This is a genomic window from Asaia sp. SF2.1, assembly GCF_000505765.1.
GTDB lineage: Bacteria > Pseudomonadota > Alphaproteobacteria > Acetobacterales > Acetobacteraceae > Asaia > Asaia bogorensis.
Window position 1 is genome coordinate 414,158 of record NZ_AYXS01000001.1, and the last position, 25,199, is coordinate 439,356.

23 protein-coding genes and 1 tRNA gene are annotated in these 25,199 nt (G+C 60.1%); 7 read left to right on the forward strand and 17 right to left on the reverse strand.

The genetic code is table 11. The features are described 5' to 3' along the window. The 6 genes from P792_RS22465 to P792_RS22490 all read right to left on the reverse strand — a co-directional run. On the reverse strand, window positions 1–984 hold a 984-nt coding region (locus P792_RS22465; protein WP_369794193.1), incomplete at its 3' end, for an aminotransferase class V-fold PLP-dependent enzyme. Further along, the gene (gene sufD, locus P792_RS22470; RefSeq protein WP_023977502.1) at window positions 981–2,198 is read right to left on the reverse strand and encodes a Fe-S cluster assembly protein SufD; all 1,218 of its coding nucleotides are present in this window, start codon (window positions 2,196–2,198) and stop codon (window positions 981–983) included. The genes sufD and P792_RS22465, both read right to left, overlap by 4 nt. Beyond that, the gene (gene sufC, locus P792_RS22475) at window positions 2,195–2,965 is read right to left on the reverse strand and encodes a Fe-S cluster assembly ATPase SufC (protein WP_023977503.1); all 771 of its coding nucleotides are present in this window, start codon (window positions 2,963–2,965) and stop codon (window positions 2,195–2,197) included. The genes sufD and sufC overlap by 4 nt, the downstream gene beginning before the upstream one ends. Before the next feature lie 11 nt (window positions 2,966–2,976). Beyond that, a complete protein-coding gene (sufB, locus tag P792_RS22480; protein ID WP_023977504.1) occupies window positions 2,977–4,467 on the reverse strand; it encodes a Fe-S cluster assembly protein SufB in 1,491 nt (496 codons plus the stop codon). 1 nt (window position 4,468) lies between these two features. Then, on the reverse strand, window positions 4,469–4,954 hold the full coding sequence (locus tag P792_RS22485) for an SUF system Fe-S cluster assembly regulator (RefSeq protein WP_023977505.1): 486 nt from the start codon (window positions 4,952–4,954) through the stop codon (window positions 4,469–4,471). A gap of 187 nt (window positions 4,955–5,141) precedes the next feature. Continuing rightward, window positions 5,142–6,473, reverse strand: coding sequence for a DUF445 domain-containing protein (locus P792_RS22490; protein WP_035439216.1), 1,332 nt, complete (start codon window positions 6,471–6,473; stop codon window positions 5,142–5,144). Window positions 6,474–6,724: 251 nt separating this feature from the next. Here P792_RS22490 and P792_RS22495 point away from each other — a divergent pair, with 251 nt between their 5' ends. From P792_RS22495 to P792_RS22505, 3 genes are all read left to right on the forward strand, one after another. Further along, a complete protein-coding gene (locus P792_RS22495; protein ID WP_051395786.1) occupies window positions 6,725–9,478 on the forward strand; it encodes a phosphoenolpyruvate carboxylase in 2,754 nt (917 codons plus the stop codon). A gap of 169 nt (window positions 9,479–9,647) precedes the next feature. Next, entirely contained in the window at window positions 9,648–9,866 is a 219-nt protein-coding gene (locus P792_RS22500; protein ID WP_023977508.1) for a hypothetical protein, read from the forward strand. A 208-nt stretch (window positions 9,867–10,074) separates the two neighbouring features. Continuing rightward, window positions 10,075–10,332: a GlsB/YeaQ/YmgE family stress response membrane protein gene (locus P792_RS22505; RefSeq protein WP_023977509.1), complete on the forward strand. Its 258-nt coding sequence runs from the start codon at window positions 10,075–10,077 to the stop codon at window positions 10,330–10,332. A 49-nt stretch (window positions 10,333–10,381) separates the two neighbouring features. On the opposite strand, the gene P792_RS22510 is transcribed toward P792_RS22505, so the two are convergent. The 4 genes from P792_RS22510 to P792_RS22525 form a co-directional block, all read right to left on the reverse strand. Next, window positions 10,382–11,323, reverse strand: a complete 942-nt coding sequence (locus P792_RS22510) for an ABC transporter substrate-binding protein (protein WP_023977510.1) — start codon at window positions 11,321–11,323, stop codon at window positions 10,382–10,384. A 59-nt stretch (window positions 11,324–11,382) separates the two neighbouring features. Beyond that, window positions 11,383–12,402, reverse strand: coding sequence for an ABC transporter permease subunit (locus tag P792_RS22515; protein ID WP_023977511.1), 1,020 nt, complete (start codon window positions 12,400–12,402; stop codon window positions 11,383–11,385). A gap of 12 nt (window positions 12,403–12,414) precedes the next feature. After that, entirely contained in the window at window positions 12,415–13,971 is a 1,557-nt protein-coding gene (locus P792_RS22520) for a sugar ABC transporter ATP-binding protein (RefSeq protein WP_023977512.1), read from the reverse strand. A gap of 230 nt (window positions 13,972–14,201) precedes the next feature. After that, window positions 14,202–14,798, reverse strand: a complete 597-nt coding sequence (locus tag P792_RS22525) for a TetR/AcrR family transcriptional regulator (protein WP_035439279.1) — start codon at window positions 14,796–14,798, stop codon at window positions 14,202–14,204. Between the two features lie 99 nt (window positions 14,799–14,897). Here P792_RS22525 and P792_RS22530 point away from each other — a divergent pair, with 99 nt between their 5' ends. Continuing rightward, window positions 14,898–15,494, forward strand: a complete 597-nt coding sequence (locus P792_RS22530) for a hypothetical protein (RefSeq protein ID WP_023977514.1) — start codon at window positions 14,898–14,900, stop codon at window positions 15,492–15,494. Window positions 15,495–15,699: 205 nt separating this feature from the next. Here P792_RS22530 and fusA read toward each other — a convergent pair whose 3' ends face one another. The 4 genes from fusA to P792_RS22550 form a co-directional block, all read right to left on the reverse strand. Next, entirely contained in the window at window positions 15,700–17,805 is a 2,106-nt protein-coding gene (gene fusA, locus P792_RS22535; RefSeq protein ID WP_023977515.1) for an elongation factor G, read from the reverse strand. A 236-nt stretch (window positions 17,806–18,041) separates the two neighbouring features. Then, entirely contained in the window at window positions 18,042–18,344 is a 303-nt protein-coding gene (rpmB, locus tag P792_RS22540) for a 50S ribosomal protein L28 (RefSeq protein WP_023977516.1), read from the reverse strand. Window positions 18,345–18,464: 120 nt separating this feature from the next. After that, window positions 18,465–18,809 carry a hypothetical protein gene (locus P792_RS22545; protein WP_205206823.1) on the reverse strand — a complete coding sequence of 115 codons (345 nt, stop codon included), beginning with the start codon at window positions 18,807–18,809 and terminating at the stop codon, window positions 18,465–18,467. A 64-nt stretch (window positions 18,810–18,873) separates the two neighbouring features. Next, window positions 18,874–20,679, reverse strand: a complete 1,806-nt coding sequence (locus P792_RS22550; RefSeq protein ID WP_084331019.1) for an ABC transporter ATP-binding protein/permease — start codon at window positions 20,677–20,679, stop codon at window positions 18,874–18,876. Window positions 20,680–20,768: 89 nt separating this feature from the next. On the opposite strand from P792_RS22550, the gene P792_RS22555 reads away from it, so the two are divergent. From P792_RS22555 to P792_RS22560, 3 genes are all read left to right on the forward strand, one after another. Continuing rightward, window positions 20,769–21,605 carry an NUDIX domain-containing protein gene (locus P792_RS22555; protein WP_023977519.1) on the forward strand — a complete coding sequence of 279 codons (837 nt, stop codon included), beginning with the start codon at window positions 20,769–20,771 and terminating at the stop codon, window positions 21,603–21,605. An 11-nt stretch (window positions 21,606–21,616) separates the two neighbouring features. Next, on the forward strand, window positions 21,617–22,153 hold the full coding sequence (locus tag P792_RS0117700; protein ID WP_023977520.1) for a DUF3574 domain-containing protein: 537 nt from the start codon (window positions 21,617–21,619) through the stop codon (window positions 22,151–22,153). Window positions 22,154–22,348: 195 nt separating this feature from the next. Then, window positions 22,349–23,497, forward strand: a complete 1,149-nt coding sequence (locus tag P792_RS22560) for an AI-2E family transporter (protein ID WP_369794196.1) — start codon at window positions 22,349–22,351, stop codon at window positions 23,495–23,497. A 249-nt stretch (window positions 23,498–23,746) separates the two neighbouring features. On the opposite strand, the gene P792_RS22565 is transcribed toward P792_RS22560, so the two are convergent. The 3 genes from P792_RS22565 to P792_RS22570 form a co-directional block, all read right to left on the reverse strand. Further along, window positions 23,747–23,820: transfer RNA gene (locus P792_RS22565), tRNA-Pro, on the reverse strand. 84 nt (window positions 23,821–23,904) lie between these two features. Next, window positions 23,905–24,825, reverse strand: a complete 921-nt coding sequence (locus tag P792_RS38175; RefSeq protein WP_235075369.1) for a MerR family transcriptional regulator — start codon at window positions 24,823–24,825, stop codon at window positions 23,905–23,907. Further along, window positions 24,822–25,145: an integration host factor subunit alpha gene (locus P792_RS22570; protein WP_023977523.1), complete on the reverse strand. Its 324-nt coding sequence runs from the start codon at window positions 25,143–25,145 to the stop codon at window positions 24,822–24,824. The genes P792_RS38175 and P792_RS22570 overlap by 4 nt, the downstream gene beginning before the upstream one ends. Window positions 25,146–25,199 lie beyond the last annotated feature (54 nt).

Below are 25,199 nucleotides of genomic sequence, written 5' to 3' on the forward strand. Positions count from 1 at the left end.
CACGCCTTCGCTGCCACCCAGCACGTCACGCGTATAGGCCACAAGCGCATTTTCATGGGCGGCAATGGATGCAGCACCCAGCTCTTCCATAAACGAGAGCGCAGCGCCAAGCCCGATCACCTCGATGATAGGGGGCGTTCCCGCCTCGAACTTGTGCGGAATAGCGGCCCAGCTCGATTTCGCGAAACTCACCGTCTCGATCATTTCGCCGCCACCAAGGAATGGAGGCATGGCATTGAGCAATTCGCTGCGTGCCCAGAGCACACCAATCCCGGTCGGGCCGTAGAGCTTGTGTCCTGTGCAAACGAAGAAGTCAGCGTCCAGATCCTGCACGTCGATCGCGCGATGCACGGCCGATTGTGACCCGTCGAGCAGGATCTTCGCCCCGTATTGATGGGCCAAACGCGCGAGTGTCTTAGCAGGTGTCAGCGTGCCCAGAACGTTGGACATATGCGTGATGGCCACAAGCCCGACGCGGCCATCGGCCAGCAGGGATTCATAGGCATCGAGATCGAGATCGCCGGTTTCGGTAATGGGGGCAACGCGCAATTCGATCCCGGCGCGGTCACGCAGCATCTGCCACGGCACGAGATTGGAGTGATGCTCGAGTTCCGAAATCAGCACCGCCTGACGCGGCTTGAGCAAGGCGCCATAGGAATGAGCAACGAGATTGATGGCCTCGGTGCTGTTGCGCGTAAAGATGACCTCATGACGGTCGGGCGCGTTCAGAAAACGCGCGACCTGCGTACGCACCGATTCATAGGCTTCGGTCGTACGCTCGCTCATCCAGTGCAGCCCGCGATGAATATTCGCGTATTGATGCTGCATCGCGTGCATCATGGCCTCGATCACGCAATCCGGTTTCTGCGACGACGCCGCGCTGTCCAGAAAGACCAGCGGGCGGCCATGAACCGTCTCGGACAGGATCGGAAACCGGCTGCGCAGGGCAGCAAAACGGTCGAGCATGTCGATTGAGGACATCATCCCTCTCTTTTTTGCCACCAGGTATCCACGCGCTGGTCAAGCAGGGCATGAGCCGCCTCGTCAGTCACGAGAGACAGCGCATCCAGCAGGAAGGCGCGCACGAGAATAGCCCGTGCTTCCGCATAGGGGATGCCGCGCGCGCGCAGATAGAAAAGCTGCTCGTCATCAAGCGCACCAACGGTCGCGCCATGGCTGCACTTCACGTCATCCGCATAGATTTCCAGCTCGGGCTTGCTGTCAATCTGGGCCTTCTCCGAAAGGAGAAGCGCCTGATTCATCTGATAGCCATCGGTTTTCTGAGCAACACGATGAACGTGGATCTTGCCCTGGAACACGCCATGAGCCGCATCCATGAGCACGTTCTTGACGGTCTGGCGCGAATTGCAATCGGGTGCGGCATGGGTGATGACCGAGGTAAGATCGGCATGCTGCGCGCCTGCCAGAAGCTGGGCCGCATTCACATGCACCACTGCATGCTTTCCAGCCAGATGCGCCAGCACCTCATGACGCGAGAGCCTGGCCCCCAGCGTCAGGGTGAAGCTGTCATACGTTCCATGCTCAGCCACGCAGGCATTGACGAAAGCCAGGTTAGTGGCCTCAAGGCTGTCCTGCTGAACACGCAGATGGGTCAGATGCGCTTTTTCCGCGACCGACACCGTAAGGCTCGGATTGGCGAGATAGCCCCCCTCGCCCGACTGGATGTCGAGCAGGGTCAGCGAAGCCCCGGCCTCGAGCGTGACCTGATGCGCAAGATGGGTCGAGACCGGCGTATCGGTCGTCACCAGCGAAACGAGGCAGACCTGACCGGCCTCAACGTTCTCCGGCACAACCAGCGATAGACCGGGCTGACGCAAGGCGTTGTTGAGCACGCTCAAAGGCCGATCGGCCACCAGCGATGCCACGTCGCTTGTGATGACAACACCCTCAGGCAGGCGTGTCAGCCCGGAAACCAGCGACCCATTGATGAAGACAACGCGATTCCCGGTGCGCGCTTCAGGTGCCAGACTAGCGAGGAGCGCTTCCGCATCACCGAGCGACACGGGCTTTGGCGCGTCGAAGCTCGTTTTTTCAATCTCACGAAGCGGCGTATAGCGCCACGCTTCTGCACGACGCTGGGGCAGGCCCTGCTGCGCCAGCAGCGCGCGGGCTTCACCCTCATGGGCACGTGTCAGAAACGACCCGACCGCAGGCGACAAGGCTGCGACGTCGCTCATGCCACCGCCTCGAGATATTGCTGATAACCCTGGGCTTCCAGTGCGAGCGCCACTTCTGCGCCACCGCTATGGATGATGCGTCCCTTGGCCATGACATGCACACGATCCGGCTGGATATAATCCAGCAAACGCTGATGATGGGTGATGATCAGCGCCGAGAAATCAGGCCCGCGCAGGCTGTTGACGCCCTCGGCCACGATACGCAGGGCATCGATATCAAGGCCACTATCGGTTTCGTCGAGGATCGCGAATTTCGGGCGCAGCATACGCATCTGAAGCACTTCGTTGCGCTTCTTCTCGCCGCCCGAGAAGCCGACATTCACGTTACGCTTGAGCATGTCGTCCGACATGTGCAGGTGCTTGGTTTCTACGCGAACCGCCTTCAGGAAGCCCACAGTATCCAGCTCGTCTTCCTTGCGGGCGCGACGGACGGCATTCACAGCCGTGCGAAGGAAATTCGCGTTATTGACGCCCGGCAGTTCCACCGGTGCCTGAAAGGCGAGGAACAGACCAAGGGCTGCACGCTCTTCCGGCTCGAGGGCCAGCAGATCCTCGCCCTGGAAGGAGGCGCTGCCACCCGTGACTTCGTAATCGTCACGCCCGGCCAGCACATAGGACAGGGTCGACTTGCCCGATCCGTTGGGCCCCATGATGGCGTGGATTTCGCCCTTGGGTACTTCGAGATCCAGACCGCGCAGAATCTCCTTGGGGGTTCCGTTGTCGTCGATCTGCGCACAGAGACCGGAAATTTTCAGAAAATCATTCATGTTGCGGCTCTTTACCCGACGCTACCTTCAAGACTGAGTTGCAGGAGCTTCTGTGCTTCCACTGCAAACTCCATGGGGAGTTCCTTCAGGACATCCTTGCAGAACCCGTTGACGATCAGACCCACCGCATCTTCTTCCGACAGGCCACGGGACCGGCAATAGAACAGCTGGTCCTCGGAAATTTTCGAGGTGGTCGCCTCATGCTCGACACGGGCCGTCATGTTGCGGTTCTCGATATAGGGCACGGTATGCGCGCCACACTGATCACCGATCAGCAGGCTGTCGCACTGCGTGAAATTACGGGCACCACGTGCCTTGGGCATCATGCGCACCAGTCCACGATAGGTGCTGTCCGAATGTCCGGCCGAGATGGTCTTGGCGATGATGGTCGAGCGCGTATTCGGCGCCAGATGGATCATCTTCGTGCCCGTGTCAGCCTGCTGGCGGTTATTGGTCACGGCCACGGAGTAGAACTCGCCAACTGAGCCCTCACCCGCCAGAATGCAGGAAGGATATTTCCATGTAATGGCAGAGCCGGTCTCGACCTGTGTCCAGGAGATCTTGGCATTGCGACCGCGGCAGGCGCCACGTTTGGTCACGAAATTATAGATGCCGCCCTTGCCGTTCTCGTCGCCGGGATACCAGTTCTGCACCGTCGAGTACTTGATGGTGGCATCGTTCATGGCCACCAGTTCGACCACGGCCGCATGAAGCTGGTTCTCGTCGCGCATCGGCGCGGTGCAGCCCTCAAGGTACGAGACGGTCGCCCGGTCCTCACAGATGATCAGCGTACGCTCGAACTGCCCGGTATTGCGGGCATTGATGCGGAAATAGGTCGACAGCTCCATAGGGCAACGCACACCCTCCGGCACATAGACAAACGAGCCATCGGTAAACACGGCGGAGTTGAGCGCAGCGAAAAAGTTATCACTGACCGGCACAACTGAGCCGAGATAGCGCTTCACCAGCTCGGGATGCTCGCGAATGGCGTCCGATATCGGGCAGAAAATCACGCCAGCCTCTTCCAGAGTCTTGCGAAATGTCGTCACCACCGAAACGGAGTCAAACACGGCATCGACCGCTACGGGCAGGCGTGCCTCAGGCTCGCCCGCGCCCTCGACACCGGCCAAAATGGCCTGCTCGTGCAGCGGGATACCGAGCTTTTCATAGGTCCGCAGCAGCTCGGGATCGACTTCTTCCAGCGATTTCGGGCCGGGTTTCGTCTTCGGCTCGGCGAAGTAGAAAGCATCCTGATAGTCGATGGCAGGATAATGGGGCTTCTGCCAGCTCGGCTCTTCCATGGACTTCCAGGCGCGAAAAGCCTGAAGGCGCCATTCGAGCATCCATTCAGGTTCCTGCTTGCGCGCGGAAATGAACCGGATCGTGTCCTCGCTCAGGCCCTTGGGCGCAAACTCCATCTCGATCTCGGTCTCGAAACCCCATTTATAGGTCGACTGGCCAAGGGTTTCGACGGCTTCGCGTGTTTCGGTTACGGCTGGCATGTCATCCCTCCCTGGCAGGATGCTGGTCGTGATTTTCGGCGTGATCATGCGTCACGCAGCGTGACGCCGGCATGAAGCCGCCCGAGAGATGGGCGCGGCTCATATCCGCCAGATTGATGGCTTCAAGGGTCGAGCGAATGGCCGTGTTCACCATGTCCCACTGCCCCGAGGAGAGAGAACAGAGCGACTTGGCCTCGCACACACGCCCCTCGACACAGGCTGTGAGTGCAATCGGACCATCGACCGACGTAATGACGGCAGCGATCGAGATATCGGAGAGCGAACGGGCGAGACGATAGCCGCCGCGTGCCCCGCGATGCGAGGCCACAAGCCCGTCTGCTGCCAGTCCCTTGAGGAGCTTGGCAACCGTCGGCTCCGGCACACCGGTCGCACCCGCGAGCGCAGTGGCTGTCATGAGCGTGTCCTGTTGGCCAAGCTGCACGAGCAGAACCGTAGCGTAATCAGCGAGTTTCGATAACCTGAGCATCCTGCTCCCTCGATCAGTTCCGCATGAACAGAAATTAAAGACCTAAATGGTGCTATTTTTCTAGCAGATGCGCGTCCGAGGCTCCCGCGTCAACCCTTTTCGCCTTTTGTCATGCGGATAAAACAGGTGGTTGAGCATCCTGCGCGCGACATGTGACCGCACAGGCCTTGCACCGCAGGACGATGGGTCAGCCCAGATGGCCGAAACAGAGCCGCATGAGCATATCCAGCACCGCACCCACCACGAAACCGACCAGAGTCCCGTTGATACGGATATACTGCAGATCACGCCCTACACGCTGCTCCAGCCGCGCCGACAGTTCCGCCGGGTCCCACCGCTCCATGACGGAGGCGATATAGGCAGCCAGCTTGTCACGCAGCGACGGCAGGATGCGCACAAGTGTCGTCCGCAGCGTCTGCTCAAGGCGCGCGCGCATGGTGGGGTCGTGGTCAAGCTGGTCAGCCAGACTCTGCAATGCCGTCTCGATCACGCTGCGGCTCCAGCCATTCTCACAGGCCAGATCATCTTCAGCGAGGGTCCGAAAGCGCTGCCATATCTCGGACCACCACAGCTTAAGGCTGTCATGCCCAAGATAACCGCTTACGGCATCGCCAAAACGCGCCCGCCGCTCGGGGTCCTGTTCCAGCCGGTCGATCTCGGCACGTATCCAGCTGGTGAAACTCTCGCGCAGCTCGGAATCCTGAGGGTCGATCCGCTCGAGTTCCAGATAGAGGGCCGTGATCACACGATTGGCGACAGAGGGGCCAATGGCCCAGCCAATCATGCGACCGCCCTGCTCACGCACACGCTCCTCAATGAAGCTGCGCAACGTTGTCTCGCGTTTCTGCACGGCAATCTTGAAACGCTCCAGCAGCGCCGAGAGCACTTCCTGATGCAGCTCATCCTCAACCAATGCGCGCAGCGCACGGGTGATGACGTTGATGGAGGCCTCACCACGCGCCAGCACCGGCAGTGCTTTGGCAATGGCAGCACTGGCCCGCCCGTCCTCCAGACGGTCCAGCATGTCCGGCACGCTACGACGGAGGGCAGAGGCCGTGGCGTTGGCTGTGCGCGGCTGCCGCAACAGATTGGCCAGAATACGGGCGACATCTGCCGAGGCCAGCGCCCGCCCGGCATCCTCCTCAGTGAAAAACTGCGTTGAGACGAAGCGGCCCAGAGCCCGTGCCAGACGGGGCTGCTGACGTGGCAGAACAGCCGTATGCGGTATGGGCAGCCCCAGCGGATGGCGAAACAGTGCCGTGACCGCAAACCAGTCGGCAATGCCGCCCACCACCCCGGCCCGCGCCCCGGAACGCAGCACTTCCAGAACAAGGCCGTCCTTCACAAGACCCATGGCCGGCAGCCCGGCCGATACGACCATGAGCCCGCCCATTCCGACCAGCAGCCCGCCCGCCAGACGGCGGGACGCCCTGAGCGCGGCGAGCGCCTCGGCCTTGGTCGTGGCGGGTTCGGCAGGTCGTTGCGTTGGCGGCTGATTCTCGGAAAACGCTTGTTGCATGATGGATCGATTATCACCGGCGGGATAAAAAGTCCTGCGCCTCCCGCAATCCACCATTGCCATCACTCTTGGGGCATGGAAAACCGGGCGCAGTCCGTGAACTGAACATAAGCGAGAGTGCCTTGTCCAATACCGCGCCGCATCACGCCTCTTCCGGAACGCCTGCCCCGAAACCCGAGAGCAAGGCCGATCCGAAAACCGTGCCGGACCTGCGAGATGGCGCGGCTTTTGCCGAACGTCTCACCGGCGAGATGCAGGCGCTTCAGGACCGTGCCGCCCATGAGCGTCACGCGCCCGACCCGATCGAGACCCTGTCGAGCCAGATCGGTGATGAACTGATCGACGGTGCCCTGTCAGTTCCCACGCTTGAAAACGCGGTGCGCGTCCTGCGTGATGCGAATCTGAAGCAGCGTGCGGCTCGTCTGCGCAGTTATGTCGGGCTCAAGGACGAGACCACACCGGCAGCACGCCTCGCCGAGGCTGCGCGCCTGACCGTGGAAAGTTGCGACAGCGTTGAGGCGCTGGTTGCGCGCCTGTCGCGCCCCGGTTTTGCCGCTGTGTTCACCGCACATCCCACCTTCGCGCTGGCCGATAATGTCTATCGTCACATTGTCGAAATGGCGACCGAGCCGAGCCATCGCCTGCCCGAACTCAAATCCCATCGGCGCGAAGGGGCCCCGACCCTCGCGCACGAGCAGAATCTGGCGCTGACAGCCATATTGCGCGGCCGCGATGCCCTCGACATCTTCAACGCTGCCATTCTCGATCATGCCAGCAAGCGTTGGCCAGATCAGGGCGAAACGCTCGGCACACTCGATATCCGCACCCTGATTCTGGCAACCTGGGTCGGGTTCGATACAGATGGCCGCAGTGATATCCATTGGTGGGACACGCTGCGTATCCGGTTGGCGCTCAAGCGCACGCAGCTGGAACGCCTGCGCACACAGCTCGAATCCCTTCTGCCGCAGTGCTCGCAATTGGTCGCCCGCATCGATGTTGCCCTTGGCGCAGTCAAGGAGCAGGAGGCTGCCTGCCCTGACCAGCAGCATCACGACGCCAATGCCATCGCCGCCTTTGCGCAGGCGCTGGTAAGCCGACGCGAATCTGCCCTGATTTCCGCCGAGACGCTGCGCCCCCTTTTCGATGAGGCTCTGGCGCTGATCGATGGGGAAAAGCGCAGCGCCCTGCTGACCGCACGCTCGGGCTTCATGGCACATGGCCTTGGTGCTGCGCATATCCACACGCGTCTCAATGCGACACAGATCTATAACGTCGTGCGCCATCGCCTCGGCATCGAGGACGACCCGACCATTCCCTCACGCCGCCGACTGGTGCTGTCACAGATCAACGAGGCGCTGGAAGGGATCAAGGAACCGATTCCGGTCGATTTCGGCGCGGTGATGATGGAGCAGTCCTCTGCTGGCCGTCTCATGATGACGATGGCGCAGATCCTCAAACACATCGACAGCGCCACACCCATACGCTTCCTGATTGCCGAAACAGAAAGCGGCTATACGCTTCTCGCCACCCTCTGGCTGGCCCGCCTGCTGGGTATTCGCGACGAGCAGATCCAGATCTCACCCCTTTTCGAGACGCAAAGCGCCCTCGAACATGGTGAGATTATTCTGGAAGAGGCTTTCCGCTCGCCGCACTGGCGCCAGTATATCCGCAATAACGGTCGTCTCTGCCTGCAATTCGGCTATTCGGATTCGGGCCGCTATATCGGCCAGCTTGCTGCGACGAACCTCGTCGAACGCCTTCGCCTGCGTACCCTGTCGCTCATGCAAAAGCACGGCATGCAGGATATCGAACTCGTCCTGTTCGACACCCATGGCGAGAGCATCGGCCGTGGGGCACATCCTTTCAGCCTATCAGACCGCCTCAGCTATTTCTCGCCCGATCATACACGCGGCCTATTCGCAAAAGCCGGTATCCGCCTGCGCGAGGAAGCCGCTTTTCAGGGGGGCGATGGCTATACCCTGTTCGGCACGGCCCCGCTGGCAGCCTCGACGATCGCCACGCTTGCAGAACATCTTGTGCGCCCGCTCTCCACGGCGCGCGATCCGATTTATGACGAGCCCGATTTCTCCGCCGACTTCTTCTCGACCATCGCGCTCGACATGAGCAGCCTTGTGGAAGATCCGGGTTATGCGGGGCTTCTTGGTGCGTTCGGTCCGGCACTGATCGACAAATCAGGATCACGCCCTTCGGCCCGTCAGGGCGATGGCATCAGTGTCACGCGCATCACCCATCCCAGCCAGCTTCGCGCCATCCCGAACAACGCCATTCTCGAGCAGCTTGGCTGGTGGACCAATGTGCTCCAGGGCTTCGGTACGGCTGCATCACGCCACCCGGAAACATTCGAGAAACTGGCCCGCAGCAGCCGTCGCTTCGGCCTTGCGCTCGACTTTGCCCGCCAGGCTGCGGCCCATTCGGATATCGGCGCCCTGCGTGGCATCGTGCGCCTGCTGGACCCCGGCACCTGGCTTGATCGCGCGGCCTCGGCACGCAACGAGGAACAGCGCAGCCAGCACCTCGTTCTCGCCGATGGTCTGGAAGGGCTCGAATTCTGGCGCAGCCTGCCAGCCATGTTCCGCCGCATCCAGGCTGACCATATCGCGCTCGAATCCGTCTGGAGCCACACGCTCAAGATGAGCGCGCAGGAGCGCACGCTGCACGCCATTCGCCATGCCGTGATTGGGCAGATCTGGCTGTTAGCTACGCGCATCCCGTATTTCAGCCCGCGCAACGATATCAATCGTGAGACCCTGCTGCGCCTCGTGCTTCAGCTCGAAATTCCCGCCGTGCTCAAACGTCTTTCGGAAATCTTCCCGCAATCTGCGGGTATCGTGACCGATCTGGACTTCCACGAGCCGAGCGGCCCACGTGACGATCACGGCTTCACGCGCGAGCATGAAGAAATCTTTGCCCCGATGGCGCGCCTGTTTGCCCTGCTGCGTGAGATCAGCGTGGCGGTCATGCATGCCAATGGGTCGTTCGGCTAAGTCAGTCTCCCCATGCAGTCCGTCCCGCCTCTATAGGGGGCTGGACTGCATGGCCGGGCGCGACGGCTGAACAAACTCGTCCTGCCATCGTTCATGACCTGTGCGGCGCACCTTGCGCCCCTTGTCTGAAGCGGCGCCCACTTGGCCCGCATCTTGGAAAGGACAGATCATGATACGATACACTGCCCTGATTTTGTCACTCGCCGCACCCGGCATCGCCCAGGCCGCAGAGACAACGGGCATTCTTCCTGAGTCCGGGGTGAAATCACCCTATTCCGCCCCTGCCGTGCCGACAACGATGAAGCCGCTTGCCGGCTCTCTCGCCTCCCTGCTCGACCAGGGGTATGCCATCACCACAACGACACAAACCGGCCGGAACTCGTCATGACGCTGAGCCAGCGCGGCCACGTGGCGTTATGTGCACTCACACCCCCGGACCTGCGCAATGACCAGAATATTCCGACATCGCGATGCTGGGTGCTCAACGTAGCGCATTGACCTGTCACCCTTGCGACGCAAGTGGCAGGTGCCATGACGAACGCTTCGTGATACTCACGGCAACGTGATAGACTATCCTATCCAATCAAGGAGATGACATGCATCTGATCTGGACACTGATTGTCGGTTTCTTTGTGGGACTGATCGCGAAATTCCTGATGCCCGGCCGTGATCCGGGTGGTTTTATCATCACGATCTTTCTTGGTGTGGCCGGTGCGCTGCTGGCGAGCTGGATCGGCCAGAAGCTGCATTTCTATCATCCCGGTCAGCCTGCCGGTTTTGTCGCATCCGTATTCGGCGCCATGATCCTGCTGCTGATCTATCGCATCTTCGCAACCAATAATCAGCAGAACTAAAAGACTTTCCCCCGATGCCTCAGCACCGGGGGGATAGCTGCAAGGCGATTTACTCGCCAGTCCAGCCCTTGTAGCTGCCAACATTGTCACGCGTGATCAGGGTTGGCGGCATCAGGCGCACCGTACCCTTGGCAACCTTGCCATCCTTGATGGCCTGCCCCATCGCAACGCCGTCCTTGCCCATCTGGTAAGGATCCTGGCTGGCCGAGGCCACCACCGACGAGCGCGGATCCTTGAGCGACGAAACGATATCGGGTGCACCGTCGACAGAGGTAACGACAATACCCTGACGATGGGCCTGGCGAATGGCCAGATCGCCACCGATTGCCTCGGGGTCATTGATCGCGAACACACCCTTCAGGTTCGGGAAGCGTACCAGGAAGCCCTGCATCACCTTGAACCCGAGATCGCGCTCGGCACCACCATTCTGGTCGTCGCTGACGATCTTGATATCAGGGTACTTGGCAAGAACCTCCTTGCACCCCTTCACACGGTCGATAATCGACGAAACCTGCGGGCCATTTTCGATGGCGACCTCGCCCTTGCCGTCGATTTTCTTGGCCAGATACTCGCAGGAGATGCGCCCAGCGGCAACGTTATCTGTCTGAACCGTGCCATCGACACCCGCCGAGGCCACGTCAACCGCAATGACGGTCGCACCGGCCTTCTGCACACGTTTGACGGCGGGCATGACGGCCTGCGGATCCACACCATTGAGCAAGATCAGATTCACGCCAGAGGTGACGAAGCTGTCCATCTGCGAAAACTGCTTGTTGAGATCGTAATCAGCCGACAACGCATTGATGCTGGCGCTCGGGGCGATGCTCTTGAGCTGTGTGGTGGCGCCCTTCACCAGCGCCACGAAGTAGGGATTGCCGAGCGAGCCGACAGAAACACCGACATTGCTGATGCCATCAGCCCGTGCCGCGGGCGCCGCCAGAACGGTGGAGAGAGCGAGAGCACCGAGGAAAAATTTCGTACGAGTGATCATCTTGAAAAATCCGAAACGGAAGAGAAACAAACTCTGGAACCGGTGGAATAAATGGCGGCTCAGGTGCGGGCTGTCGGTGCACGGAACCTGTCGAGTGCCACGGCCACAATGATGACCAGACCCTTGACGATGAACTGCCAGATATCGGAGACGCCAATCAGGATGAGCCCGTTGGTGAGCACGGCAATCAGGAGAGCACCGACAAGCGTGCCCCAGATCGAACCGATACCGCCCACGAAAGAGGTTCCACCCAGAATGACTGCGGCAATTGCGTCGAGCTCATAGGATTGACCGAGTTGCAGGCCGTTCGCTGCGTAGAGACGCGCCGACGACATGACTGCACCCAGCCCGGCCAGAAGGCCCGAAGCCGCATAGACGAACATGAGAACCAGACCGACACGAATACCTGCCAGACGCGCAGCGGACGGATTGCCGCCAATCGCGTAGATATGCACACCCAGCACCGTGCGACGCAGGATGAACCAGCTTGCCACCACGACGGCAAAGGCGATGACAGCCAGCCAGGGAATGGTGAAGGTCGAGGTGATGGCGATGCCATCATTACCGATCCACGCAAAGGAAAGATCGGGGTTGAAGATCGTGCGGTCATTGCCCATCAGGCGGGCAAGGCCGCGCACGGCGGTCAGCGTACCAAGGGTGACGATGAAAGGCGGTATCTTCACACCCGCAATTAGCGCACCATTGAACACGCCAATCAGAAGCCCGGCACCAAGGCAGGCGGGCACGGCAAGCCAGGCCAGATGCGGCATGAGCGAGACGATCAGTCCGCACATGGCAGCGAAGGCGAGGATCGACCCAACAGACAGGTCGATACCACCTGTCAGGATGACAAAGGTCATGCCTGAGGCCAGCACGGTGTTGATTGAGGCCTGCTGGGCAATGATGGAAAGGTTCTGGCCGGACAGGAAGCGATGACCACCCAGGAAATGGAAGCCCAGCGCGAGAAGGATCAGCACAGGCAGCATGCCCGCTGCCTGAAGGATGCTGCGCGTGGTGGCGCGTGCGTTCAGCTGGGCAGCTGGTGAGGCCGCCACCGCCGGGTTGAGAGTGTTGCTCATGGAGATGATATCCTAGGCGGCGATTGGCGAGGGGGAGACGAGCCCGACAGCGAGAGACATGATGGCCTCCTGCGTGATGGCCTTGCCTTCAAGTTCACCGGTCATGTGACCTTCGCGCATGACAAGAACCCGATCACTGACGCCGATGATCTCGGCCATCTCGCTGGAGATGACGATGATCCCGAGACCCTGGGCAGCCAGATCGTTGATGATGCGGTATATTTCAGTCTTGGCCCCGATATCGACGCCGCGTGTCGGCTCGTCGAGAATCAGAACCTTGGGGCCGGTTTCGAGCAGGCGGCCAAGCAGGACCTTCTGCTGGTTGCCACCTGACAACCCCCCGACATTGGTGAGCATGTTCTGTGCCTTGATCCGCAGGGCAGAGAACGACCCGGTTGCGCGTGTGCGACCTTTGCCCTGATCGAGCACGCCCATACGGGAGTCACGCTCGACCACGCCAAGATTGATGTTGCCGCTGCACGACATATCCAGAAAAAGCCCGAGCGCCTTGCGATCTTCCGTGAGATACGCAATGCCCGCCGCCAGCGCGTCGCGCGGTGAACGGATGTCGATCTTGCGGGAGTCGAGCCACACTGTGCCGCCGGTCTTCTGATCCGCCCCGAAAATCAGGCGCGCGAGTTCGGTACGCCCTGCCCCGACCAGCCCGGCGATGCCGAGCACTTCACCGGGCCGCAGGTCGAAACTGGTTGGCTGAACGCGCTTGCCATCCGTCAGTCCCTCGACCTTCAGAATGGGCGCAGCATCATGGCGGATGTGATTGCCGTCTTTTTCGTAAAAGCTCGACAGATCACGCCCGACCATCAGGCTGACGATACGCCCGGAAGAGAGCTCATGCTTTTCGAGCGTGCCGACATGGGCACCATCGCGGAGCACTGAAACCCGATCTGCCAGCTCGTCAATCTCGTCCATGCGATGGCTGATATAGATCAGTGCCAGCCCCTTGGCCCGAAGCTGACGGATGAGCGCAAACAGACGATCCGTCTCGCGGGCTGAAAGGGCCGTGGTGGGCTCGTCGAGCACGAGAATACGGGCATCGCGATGCAGCGCGCGGGCAATCTCGACAAGTTGCTGCTCGGCTACCGACATAGTTGAGAGCAGGTCTTCCGGCCCGAAAGGTGCCCCGAGTTCCTTGAGCAGACCCCGACAGGCCTCGTTCATGGCGGCGCGGTCGATCATGCCGTTCTTGCGAAGCTCTGAACCCAGATGGATGTTTTCGGCAACGGTCAGGTTCGGCGCGAGCGCCAGTTCCTGATAGATGATGCCGATCCCAAGTGCCCGCGCTGAGCCCGGATTTGTAATTCTGGCTGTCTCGCCTGCAATGCGGATCTCGCCGCCCGGGTCTGCCGTGTAGGCACCGGAAAGGATTTTCATCAGGGTGGATTTACCGGCCCCGTTCTCTCCCATGAGCGCCAGAATCTCGCCGCCATAAGCGACCAGCGAAACATCCTTGAGAACTCTCACTCCCGAGAATGTTTTGGAAATACCCTCGACCTGCAGAAGCGGCGCACCGCCATGCGTGTCACACGAAATGTGTTGGGCCAGTGTCATGGGACCAGTCTCCCGGATTAAACGCTAGCAGCCGGACGGGTCCTTGCGCGTCCCTCTGCCTGACGAGAGAGAAGCAGATATTTTGTTAAATTTGTATAATGTTTTTGCAATCTTTAATCTTATAACGGATATGTGATAGTTAAATCCCATCCATGTTATAAATCACATTGTGAGCACTCTCATGACCGGTCGCTTGCCATCCTGATGGGACAGCATCCGATCATGGAATCTCACGATCCAGGCTTACCCTCACCGAGCGCCTTGCTCAAAAAGTCAGGAAGTACTCCGGCCTCAGCACTTTGGAGGAACGGGTCAAACATCCCGTCTATTGCCAGAAGCGAAAGGCCATGAACGCGCGCCCATAGTCCCGCCATGCGGGGCATTGCATCCGTCGAATCCGGGTAAGATTCTTCCCTGCCTGCGATTCCACGCAGAGCGGCAAAAGCACGCGATGACGCCTGCGCAAGGTCTGGCAGCGCGTAATCGAGCAAGCTACGTCGAAACATCAACCGAAACAGGTCCGGATTTTCCAGGGCAAAACCGATATAGGCCATACCTACAGCATGAGCGCTCACCCGAGGCGCTCCCGATATGGCCCGGGTCAAGGCATGGGCAAGGGCCTCATACCCTTCAGCTGCAAGAGCTGAGCGCAAGCCAGTCAGGTTGCCGAAATGTGGCACGGCAGCGGTGGCCGAGACGCCGACCTCCCGTGTTACAGCGCGCAGGGTCAGGGCCTCGATACCATCGCGCTGGATGACGACCCGCGCCGCCCGCATCAGCGCCTTGGCAAGATCGCCGTGATGATAACTCTCCAAATATTGGGTCATGAAATCCCCCTCTGCCAAATCTTTACAAGGAAAAGTTTGACATCATGACCCATGAAAATGCAATCTTTTCATGGAAAAGATTACAAGGGAAACAGATTAATGACTTATCTGAGAGATGCGCATCGTTTACCCCTCCGAGCGCTCCTTACCGAACTGGGTGCCCTCGCCCTGATCTGGGGTGGCGAATGGTTTCATGTTGAAGCATACGCCTTTCCCGCCTGCTGTGCTCTGATTGGCGCGAGCGTCTTTCGCCGTTGGCGCGCTTCTATTCCGTTCGATCGTCTGTGGCTGGCCTTGAATGGTACGGCTCTGGGATTCGGCATCATGGATATGACGCTGCGTGCGCAGCTTTCCCCGGATATCTTCGCGGCCCTCTGCGCCACACTGCTCGCAGCCCTTTTCCTGTCGGGGAGTTTCTGGCGTGTGCCCATGATCCAACTGCTAGCAGAGCAGCGCACGGGCCAGATGTTCGATCGTGGCAATCCCACTCTTCTGCGCTTCTTTCGTGTCTACACCCTCATATGGGCTGGGTATTTCAGCCTGCGTGCCCTGACACTGCTTCTGATGTCCTTGCAGACTCAGGACGTGCTTACAGAGCAGATCGGGCTGAAACTCAGCCTGCTCATCATGATCCTGCTCAGTTTTCGTGGTCCGGCGCTTTATCGCCTCTACCAGCGTGCCCACCCTGCCCTGTGACTGGATTGAGGCCGGATACATCGCCGGTGCCCATAAGCAGCGGCGGCGGGTAGAAGCGCCCCTCCTCACGCACGGCCTTGCTGGGGTTTCGCACCTCCTGCACCATCACCATCCCAGATACGCCCCCGTTGCGCACAATTGCCCAAAACGAAAAAAGCCGCCCAAAAGGGCGGCTTTTCCGTGTTCCGAGACTGAACCCGAGGGATCAGGCGCTCTTCGCCATGATCTCGTCGGCCACGTTGCGCGGCACCGGATCATAGTGATGGAACTGCATCGTGAACGACGCGCGGCCCTTGGTGGCCGAACGCAGATGCGAGATGTAGCCGAACATTTCCTTCAGCGGCACCTGAGCACGGATCATGACGGTCGAACCGGCCGTCTCCTGGCTCTGGATGATGCCACGACGACGGTTGAGGTCGCCTACCACGTCACCAACGTGATCGTTCGGGGTCGTGATTTCGACGTCCATGATCGGCTCAAGGATCACGGGGCCGGCATTCTTCATGCCTTCACGGAAGCAGGCCTTGGCGGCGATTTCGAAGGCGAGAGCCGACGAGTCAACGTCATGGTACTTGCCGTCAAGCAGCGTGAACTTGAAGTCCACCGTCGGGAAGCCGGCCAGCACGCCCGTCGAGGACTGCATGCGGATGCCCTTTTCGACAGCCGGGATGTATTCCTTCGGAACCGTACCGCCAACGACCTTGTTCTCGAAGCTGATGCCTTCGTTACGCTCGACAGGCACAAACTCGATCTTGACTTCAGCGTACTGACCCGAACCACCGGACTGCTTCTTGTGGGTGTAGGTCTCGGTGTGGGCACGCGAGATCGTCTCACGATAGGCCACCTGAGGCGCACCGACATTGGCTTCAACGCCGTATTCACGACGCAGACGGTCCACGATGATGTCCAGATGCAGCTCGCCCATGCCGGACAGGATGGTCTGACCCGTTTCCTGATCGGTCTTGAGCTGCAGCGAGGGATCTTCAGCGGCCAGCTTCTGCAGGGCCAGCGTCATCTTCTCAACGCCGTCCTTGGTCTTCGGCTCGACCGAGATGTCGATCACCGGAACCGGGAATTGCATGCGCTCCAGAACAACCGGATCGGCAGCGTCGGCCAGGGTGTCACCCGTCTGGGTGTCCTTCAGACCCACGAAAGCAGCAATATCACCAGCGCCGACCTGCTTGACTTCCTCACGCTTGTCAGCGTGCATCTGGAACATGCGGCCCACGCGTTCCTTATGGCCCTTGGTCGTGTTCAGCACGGTATCGCCCGACTTCAGGACGCCGCGATAGACGCGCACGAAGGTCAGGGTACCGTACTTGTCCGAGATGATCTTGAACGCGAGACCAGCGAACTTGCCGTCGGGATCGACCGGCACGATCGGCAGGAAGTTCTCGTCAACCTCTTCGCCTTCCGGCGGCGCGATACGGATGCCTTCGACTTCGTCAGGAGCCGGCAGGTAATCGATAACGGCATCGAGGAGCGGCTGAACGCCCTTGTTCTTGAAGGCCGTGCCGCACAGGACAGGACGGAACACACCGGAGATGGCGCCCTTCTTGATGCACTTCTTCAGCGTTGCAACATCGACATCGCCCTTCTCGAAGTATTCTTCGATAGCGGCTTCATCAACGCTCAGCGCGGTGTCCAGAAGGTTCTGGCGGGCTTCAGCTGCCTTCTCCTTCAGGTCATCGGGGATCTCGGCATAGTGGAACTTTGCGCCCAGCTCGCCGCCTTCCCAGATGATGGCGCGCATTTCGACCAGGTCGACCACGCCAACAAAGTTTTCTTCAATGCCGATCGGCAGCTGAAGCGGAATAGCGACGATGTCGAGCTTTTCCTTCAGCGTGTCGAATGCGCGATAGAAATCGGCGCCGGTACGATCGAGCTTGTTGATGAAGATGACGCGCGGAACGTTATAGCGGTCAGCCAGACGCCAGTTGGTTTCCGACTGCGGCTGAACACCGGCAACGCCTTCGATGATGAAGATGGCGCCGTCGAGCACGCGCAGCGAGCGGTTCACTTCGATGTTGAAGTCGATGTGGCCCGGGGTGTCGATGATGTTGATGCGGTGGTTTTCCCACTCGCAGGTCACGGCTGCCGAGGTGATCGTGATGCCACGCTCACGTTCCTGCGCCATGTAGTCGGTGGTCGTGTTGCCGTCATGCACTTCACCAATGCGATGCGACACGCCGGTGTAGTACAGAATACGCTCGGTCGTCGTGGTCTTGCCGGCATCAATATGCGCGGTGATACCGATATTGCGGATCTTCGAGAGAGCCGATTTGGCTTCTGCGACGCTGCTTTCGGACACGGGATACCTCCAGAATGCGATGAAAGGTGCTTCAGGCCGCCCCGAAACACCTTTGCCGTGGCCGTCACAGATCGACGCTTTTTCCGAAGAAACCCGGTAAGAAATACGTCGAAGCCGGACCGACCAAGTGGGCCTTGTGATCGAGAGGCTGAATGAAACAACCCGACCACGTTTTCAAGGCCAATTTTGTTGCAGCCAGCCTTTTCCGCCGAAGCGTCAGGCTGGCGCCGTCAGACTCAGGCGGTCTGAGCGGCCTTGCTTTCCTGAGCGCGCAAGATGCGGCGCTTGATGACCTGAGCCTCGACCGGGAGCTTGCGGTTCGGCGTGCTGATCAGGAACGAGTCCAGACCGCCATTATGCTCAACCGTACGGATGCCCTGCGTGGAGAGACGCAGACGAACGCCCGTGCCCAGAATGTCGGACAGAAGGGTGATTTCCTGCAGGTTGGGCAGGAAACGGCGACGGGTCTTGTTGTTGGCGTGGCTGACGTTGTTGCCCGTCAGCACACCCTTGCCCGTAATTTGGCAGCGGCGTGACATGGACTTGATCCTCGGTAGTAATATGATCGCCGAGACCACTCCCGGCATACGACGATGCGTTAAGGCGCGGCTTATGACGGAGCCCCCCGCTCCCGTCAAGCCGAAAGCGACCCAAACCGGTCATTCACCGTCGGAAAAGGCGTCCGCACAGAGCAGTTCACCCGATCGGACGCTGTCTATGGCCGTCTGAAGCATGCGAACCATCGTTTCGGCATCGGTTGTCCGCGCCAGCACGCCCATCGATCCGCCGAGCAGCGCCGACGCGATGAGTTCGGTCGGCAGGTTCTGTTCGACCAGATAACCGATCGCCTTGTCGATCACGACGCCGCACTGACGAAGCTCCTCAGGAATCTCGACACCTTCCGGGTCACCTGACACCTCATGAGCCGCCTGCTCGCGAATATCCTCTTCCACGGCCTGATCGGGGTGGAAATCCTGGGCGAGGTCATCAGCCGGCTTGGTCATGGGCGTTCTCCTTGTGGTTGCTTCGTATCCTTGCCCCTCACGTAGGGAAGGCCGCCCGGGAAAACTAGGCCTCTGGCCCGGATTGGTTGGACACCATATCGAAATAAGCCCCCTGACGGGCCATCAAGCTCTCGTGCGTGCCTTCCTCGACGATCCTGCCTGCCTCGATAACCAGTATGCGCGTCGCGTGGCGTATGGTGGAGAGACGATGGGCGATGGCAATGGTCGTCTGGCGCGACGTCACGCGGCGCAGGGCGTCCATAAGTCGCAGTTCGGTGCCCGTATCCAGCGCACTCGTTGCCTCGTCCAGCAGAAGAAGCCTCGGCTTGCGCAGGATGATACGTGCCAGAGCAATGCGCTGTCGTTCGCCCCCCGAGAGTTTCAGCCCGCGCTCACCGACAAGCGTCTCATATCCGTTCTCAAGCCCTTCGATGAAATCATGGATCTGGGCCAGACGTGCCGCCTCCTCGATTTCCGCCTGTGTGGCATCGAGCTGGCCATAAGCGATATTGTAGCCGATCGTATCATTGAAGAGTTGCGTGTCCTGAGGCACCACACCGATCATCCTGTGCAGGGCGACTGGCGGTATGGAGGCAAGGTCCCGGCCATCGAGCAGGATCTGACCGCTGGCTGGCGCATAGGCACCAAGGATGAGGCGCGCAATTGTCGATTTTCCGGCCCCGGTCGGACCGACCAGGGCAATGGTCTCCCCCGGCCCCGCCCGGAACGACAGGGCATGCAGGATCTCGTGGCCATCGTAGTCGAAACTGACATTCTTGAACACGAGTGAGGCAGGTTCCATCGTAGCCTCACCTTCGCGTTCCGGTACGGGCAGTGCAGGACGTGGGGCTTCGTCCATGAGGTCGGTCAGGTGTTCCAGATCGACACAGGCATTGCGCCAGCCTGCATAAACGAGATTGAGCGAAATGATGGCCTGATAGAGGGTACGCAGATAGGTGCCGATCAGCACGAACGCCGCCACATCGAGCTTGCCCGTCGCCAGATCCCGCCCGGCCATAAAAAAAATCGCCAATGTGGCGAGGGCAATCATGGCGTTCTGACTGATGGAGGATAAGCCTGCGACAAATGTCATGCGCAGGCTTGCCTTCTCCTGCTCACGCCGCGCCTGCTCGTATCGGGCATATTCATGCGGCTCATTGGCGAAATGACGCACAGCCTCAAAGTTCAGCAGGGAATCGAGGAGGAAATGCTGGGCTTTGCCATTGGCCTCGTTGCGCTGACGCCGGGCACGGACCCGCTGGCGAACGAACCATTGGGCCAGAATGATATAGCTGAGCAACGCGACAAGAATGACGCAGGCATAGCGCCCGCCAAGAAAATGAAAGACGACCGCCACTGTCAGCCCGGTGTCGAGAATGGCCGGCAGGATGTTAAACAGCGCAAGCCGCAAAAGCGTATCGGCCGCCTCCGATCCCCGCTCGATCGCGCGGGTCAGGGCACCGGTCTGGCGGTCACGATGGAAGCGATATGGCAGGTCCAGCAGGTGACGAAACGCCGCCTGCGCGGTCAGCGCCTGCAAACGCTGCCCAACGGGCTGATACACAAGCTCCTGCAGGGCAGAAAACACGCTACGGAAGAAAATCAGTCCGCCATAGCCCAGTATGAGCCCGGCCGGCACGACCACACGCAGATCCGCCGTCGCATAATGCGCGACGAGGCGGCTGAACATGTAGGGCGTGCCCAGAATACAGAGGCGCTCGGCAACCAGCAGCGCCAGAGTGAGCCCCATCCCGATACGGAAAAATCGTATGTCGTGTGACAGGACGAGACGCCAGGCACGCAAAAGGCTCGACAAGGCCAGAGGCAGGGCGAGAGGGCGGCCCACAGGACGGGAAGGAGGAAGGTTCATGTGCCCAACCTGAGCATGCGCCCGGCGTTTTGCAATCGAACGGTGATACGCGATATCGTTGTCTTTCAGACAAGAGAGTTGCGCCTTTCATGACTTCAGACAGCCTCGCCCCGTTTCTCGACCACATCAAAAGCTGCCAGACCGCCATTCTGCCCGGCGGGCGGCGGCCCGTTCTGGCTGGCAACAGGCGCTTCGGTCTTGCCGATCCGAAGGTTTTCGAGGCCCTCACCGCCCTTGGCTATGCCTCCAACGATAAGGGGGATGAGGCCTTTCGTGTGCCCGATAGCGCCGCCCTCCTGCCTCTGGGGGTCGAATTGGCCAACAGGGGGCTTTACAGACCTCATCACGAGCTCTTTGACGTGTTTGACGAGGGCGGCGAGGTCATTGGCCAGATCGATCGCGGTGCCCTTCCCCTCCTTGGCTGCACGGCTGCTGGCGTTCATCTGAACGGTCTGGTCGAGAAGGCAGATGGTCTTTATCTCTGGATGGGCCATAGAGCGCAGAACAAGCGCCTTGATCCCGGCAAGCTTGATCACCTTGCTGCGGGAGGCATCTGCACTGGGCTGACCCCGCTTGAGGCGCTCATCAAGGAAGCGGGGGAGGAAGCCGCGATTCCACCTGAGCTGGCTTCCAGGGCGCATCCGGTAGCAACATTGCGCTATGCCATGGCACGCCCGGAAGGACTGCGACAGGATACGCTTTTCTGTTACGACCTGATTCTGCCTGAGGATTTCATCCCGCAGCCCGTCGATGGCGAGGTCGCCTTCTTCGAACTCATGCCCATCGACACCGTGTTTCGTCTGGTGCGCGACACCCACGACATCAAGTTCAACGTCAATCTGGTGCTGATCGACCTGTTTATCCGTCGCGGCCTGTTTTCCGAGGCTGACAGCGCATTTTTGCGCCGCGCCCTCGATCAGCGCTGACTTCGAAAGCGATGCGCCCCGCTTCCATGCTGCAACACCGTGGACTGTCGCCCCGTGGAAACGGGTCAGGTCATGACTTCACCGCGTCGGGATGGGCTGGTCGTGTCAGCTGCCTGGCTCTGCTCGGTTTTTTTATTGGGCTTACCGGATGCAGCTCGCCCTCACCCGGCAAGCCAGCCATGCCGACCTCCGGCTGCATGGCCCAGAACATCCTGACCAACAGCCGTGAAATGCTCTCCATAACGCTGGCTTTCGGCCTTACCGAGCCGGGTGGTCGGGCCATTACTGCATCTGAATGGTCCGATTTCCTGGCACGGGAAGTCACGCCCCGCTTTCCTGCTGGGCTCTCCGTTGTCGAGGCACAAGGGCAGTGGCAAGACGAGCCCGGCGGCCCTGTAACGCATGAGCCAGCCCGGCTGGTATGGATCCTCACACCAAGAGCAGTAACGCTTGCCCCTGCTCTTGCCGCTATTCGTGACGCCTACAGGAAACGGTTCAACCAGCAATCGGTCGGCGCGTTCATCCACTCGGGCTGTGCTTCTTTCTGAAGGTTCGCCCGGCCCCTAGAACACCCGAGTCCAAATTGCGTTATTGACGCGCAGGCTGGACTTGCCGGTAATGACACGCAGGACCACGACACAGAATGACCCTTCGCAAGGCGTCACGCTGTGCTGTCATGCCCAAGATATTAAATCCGAGGCGGTACGCCGAGGTTGAGGACAATGATGACCGACCAGAACGCCATGCCACCAAACAGCCCGACCGGGGACAAAAACAAGGGTCAGGACTGTGCGGCAGAGGACGATCTTCCGGAAGAGACTGTGACAGGATCACCGGTCGGCCGGGGACAAAGACGCTCACGCGGTCTCCTCGGGTTTTTCTTCATTGCGCTCGCACTCTTCACGCTCAAGAATTTTCTGCCGGCGCTGCTCTGGGGGTGCGTGTTTGCCATTGCGTCCTGGCCGCTCTACAAGCGTACCGAGGCACGGTTCGGCCGTACCGAATGGCTCCCGATGCTTTTCACAGCGGCAATCGCGCTCATCTTCCTGATCCCGCTCAGCCTGGTGGGTTACAAGGCAGCCGAGGAAGCACAAAGCGCCCTCCACTGGATCGATGAGGTCCGCCATACAGGCATTCCCATGCCGGAATGGCTGAACGATCTGCCGTTCGAGCGGGCGCAGGTTGCGCGATGGTGGCAGAATAATCTGGTCAATCCCGAGCATCTGAACAGATTGTTCCATTCGGTCGATGCCAATCACGGTATGGCCGTGACGCGTCAGGTTACGACGCAGGTGGCCAAGAGAGCCACGCTGTTCCTGTTCTCCATCCTGACCCTGTTCTTCCTGCTCCGTGATGGCGCCGATATCATCCATCGCGTTCTGGTGGTTTCCAACCGCACATTCGGCCAACGCGGCGAGAAGCTCGCCCGTCAGATGATCTCATCCGTGCACGGCACAGTCGCAGGGCTGGTTCTGGTTGGGCTTGGTGAGGGGCTGGTGATGGGCGTGGCCTACGTGCTGACCGATACGCCACAACCCTTGCTCTTCGCACTGCTGACCGGGGTTGCCGCCATGATTCCCTTCCTCGGCCTGCCTACAGTGGTGCTCGCGGCTCTCCTGGTCATCGTTCAGGGCAAGATGATCGCGGGGATCGTGATTGTCGCGCTGGGCGCCATTGTCATCTTCGTCGCCGACCACTTTATCCGCCCTGCCCTGATTGGCGGCAGCACGCAAATGCCGTTCCTCTGGGTGCTTTTGGGTATTCTCGGCGGCGTGGAAACCTGGGGCCTGCTTGGCCTGTTCCTTGGGCCTGCGATCATGGCGGCCGTTCACCTACTCTGGCGAATCTGGAGTTCCGACTCTGAAGTCGTCCTTAAAGACGAGGCGTATTGACGCGTCGTTGCGCCGCCAGTCGCGCGGCGCAACTCACCGGCTTCTCGCTTTCGCCTTCGCGGGCCGATTGACGGCACTCCCATCACCCCCGTCAGACGCTAGCCGTCTCTGACGGTTCATCGAACATGTGATTGCTCGGGCCAGACTTCGCTTCGAAACCACGCGATGAAGTTGAGAGGGCGCTGCAGGTGCCAGCCTGCGTGACCGATCTTGTTTTTCTTGGAGAGATTACCGCAGGACAGGACGACATCGGGCAGGCGGGATTCGAACCCACGACCCCCAGTCCCCCAGACTGATGCGCTACCAGGCTGCGCTACTGCCCGTCAGTCCTGCGGTAAAGGCCATTTAGCAGCGAGGGGCTTTCCCTGCAAGCACCTGAGTGCAGGTTTTTGCAAGGAAACGATTTTTCATGCGGTGGGCAGCATCTCGCGCAGGCTATCGAGCTCGCCCAGCACGTCTTCCAGCGCCAGACGCAGGGCGCGCCGCTCCTGCTTCCAGCGCCCCTGCTCCTTGCGCAGCCCCTCAAGTTCATCCTGAAGAATTGTAACGAGCGCCCCATCCATATCCGACGAAGCAGCGGGCTGCGTCACGACAGGATCCGGCGCGGCAGAAGCCATCTCTGATGCCGCCACAACCGGAATACCGCTGGTTTCCTCGCCCGGATCAAGGATTGTCGGCTCATGGCTATCGATAGGCTCCATGGCACCGTCGCGAAGGTCCTCAGCGCCTGCGTCCCACTCAGAATCGGATGTATGGGCATCAGCTGGACCCTGTGCAGCCTCCGGCCCATCAAGATCCTCCGACTCCTCTGGCAACGCATGCCCCGCATCCATTACGGCATCACCCTCGGGAGGATACGCCAGATGCGCCGGCTCAGGCTCAGGCTCAGGCTCAGGCTCAGGAGCCTGGAATGCCGGTATCTCAAATGAGCTACGGGCCGCCTCATCAGAGGTCGCAGCGGCACCGGATTCCGTGCCAGATCCCGCCACTGGGATCGGAGCACGCACTGTCTCGGCACTTGAAAGCTGCTCCTTGAGAACGCGCTGTACGCCTTTGATCGTATAGCCCTGAACATAGAGCAGATCAGTGATATGGCGCAGGATCTCGATATCAGACGGGCTGTAATAGCGTCGCCCGCCGCCACGCTTGAGCGGCTTGACCTCGGGGAAACGCGTCTCCCAGAAACGCAGCACGTGCTGCGGCACATGAAGCTCGTCTGCCACTTCGCTGATTGTGCGATAGGCATTCGGGCCTTTTACCAGACGGTCAAAATCTGTCCGCTCTTCCGGGCCGCCCAATACGGACGCCACAGGAAAACTCGTCGTCATGAATCATCGCTTTCGCTGACCAGCCCTTCGGTCGATTCGCCGTTCACGACGGCGCGCAGGATCTGGCTGGGCCGAAACACCAGCACCGAGCGCGGCAGAATAGGCACTTCGATGCCGGTCTTTGGATTACGGCCGACACGTCGGCCTTTCTGGCGAACGGAGAAGGTTCCGAATCCACTCAGCTTGACCGTCTCCCCCTTCTCGAGGCGCGCAGCGATCAGCTCGAGAACGCTCTCGAGCAGATCGGCGGACTCGTGCCGGGACAGTCCAACCTCACTGTAGATATGCTCTGCGATTTGCGCGCGTGTCACCGTTGTCATGACACCACCGTATCATGACAGTAATGAAGGTCAATCAAATCAGTGAAGTGTAAG

Excerpts from the sequence above, each read along its gene's own strand:
- sufC (WP_023977503.1), bottom strand. The coding sequence starts at position 2,965 with ATGAATGATTTTCTGAAAATTTCCGGTCTCTGTGCGCAGATCGACGAC.
- P792_RS22545 (WP_205206823.1), bottom strand. The coding sequence starts at position 18,809 with ATGACCAAGCCGGCTGATGACCTCGCCCAGGATTTCCACCCCGATCAG.
- P792_RS0117700 (WP_023977520.1), top strand. The coding sequence starts at position 21,617 with ATGCGCCCCGCTTCCATGCTGCAACACCGTGGACTGTCGCCCCGTGGA.
- P792_RS22485 (WP_023977505.1), bottom strand. The coding sequence starts at position 4,954 with ATGCTCAGGTTATCGAAACTCGCTGATTACGCTACGGTTCTGCTCGTG.
- P792_RS22515 (WP_023977511.1), bottom strand. The coding sequence starts at position 12,402 with ATGAGCAACACTCTCAACCCGGCGGTGGCGGCCTCACCAGCTGCCCAG.
- P792_RS22500 (WP_023977508.1), top strand. The coding sequence starts at position 9,648 with ATGATACGATACACTGCCCTGATTTTGTCACTCGCCGCACCCGGCATC.
- rpmB (WP_023977516.1), bottom strand. The coding sequence starts at position 18,344 with ATGTCACGCCGCTGCCAAATTACGGGCAAGGGTGTGCTGACGGGCAAC.
- P792_RS22490 (WP_035439216.1), bottom strand. The coding sequence starts at position 6,473 with ATGCAACAAGCGTTTTCCGAGAATCAGCCGCCAACGCAACGACCTGCC.
- P792_RS22530 (WP_023977514.1), top strand. The coding sequence starts at position 14,898 with ATGACTTATCTGAGAGATGCGCATCGTTTACCCCTCCGAGCGCTCCTT.
- P792_RS22555 (WP_023977519.1), top strand. The coding sequence starts at position 20,769 with ATGACTTCAGACAGCCTCGCCCCGTTTCTCGACCACATCAAAAGCTGC.
- P792_RS22550 (WP_084331019.1), bottom strand. The coding sequence starts at position 20,679 with ATGAACCTTCCTCCTTCCCGTCCTGTGGGCCGCCCTCTCGCCCTGCCT.
- P792_RS22505 (WP_023977509.1), top strand. The coding sequence starts at position 10,075 with ATGCATCTGATCTGGACACTGATTGTCGGTTTCTTTGTGGGACTGATC.
- P792_RS22520 (WP_023977512.1), bottom strand. The coding sequence starts at position 13,971 with ATGACACTGGCCCAACACATTTCGTGTGACACGCATGGCGGTGCGCCG.
- P792_RS22560 (WP_369794196.1), top strand. The coding sequence starts at position 22,349 with ATGCCACCAAACAGCCCGACCGGGGACAAAAACAAGGGTCAGGACTGT.
- P792_RS22495 (WP_051395786.1), top strand. The coding sequence starts at position 6,725 with ATGCAGGCGCTTCAGGACCGTGCCGCCCATGAGCGTCACGCGCCCGAC.
- sufD (WP_023977502.1), bottom strand. The coding sequence starts at position 2,198 with ATGAGCGACGTCGCAGCCTTGTCGCCTGCGGTCGGGTCGTTTCTGACA.
- sufB (WP_023977504.1), bottom strand. The coding sequence starts at position 4,467 with ATGCCAGCCGTAACCGAAACACGCGAAGCCGTCGAAACCCTTGGCCAG.
- P792_RS22525 (WP_035439279.1), bottom strand. The coding sequence starts at position 14,798 with ATGACCCAATATTTGGAGAGTTATCATCACGGCGATCTTGCCAAGGCG.
- P792_RS22510 (WP_023977510.1), bottom strand. The coding sequence starts at position 11,323 with ATGATCACTCGTACGAAATTTTTCCTCGGTGCTCTCGCTCTCTCCACC.
- P792_RS38175 (WP_235075369.1), bottom strand. The coding sequence starts at position 24,825 with ATGACGACGAGTTTTCCTGTGGCGTCCGTATTGGGCGGCCCGGAAGAG.
- P792_RS22570 (WP_023977523.1), bottom strand. The coding sequence starts at position 25,145 with ATGACAACGGTGACACGCGCGCAAATCGCAGAGCATATCTACAGTGAG.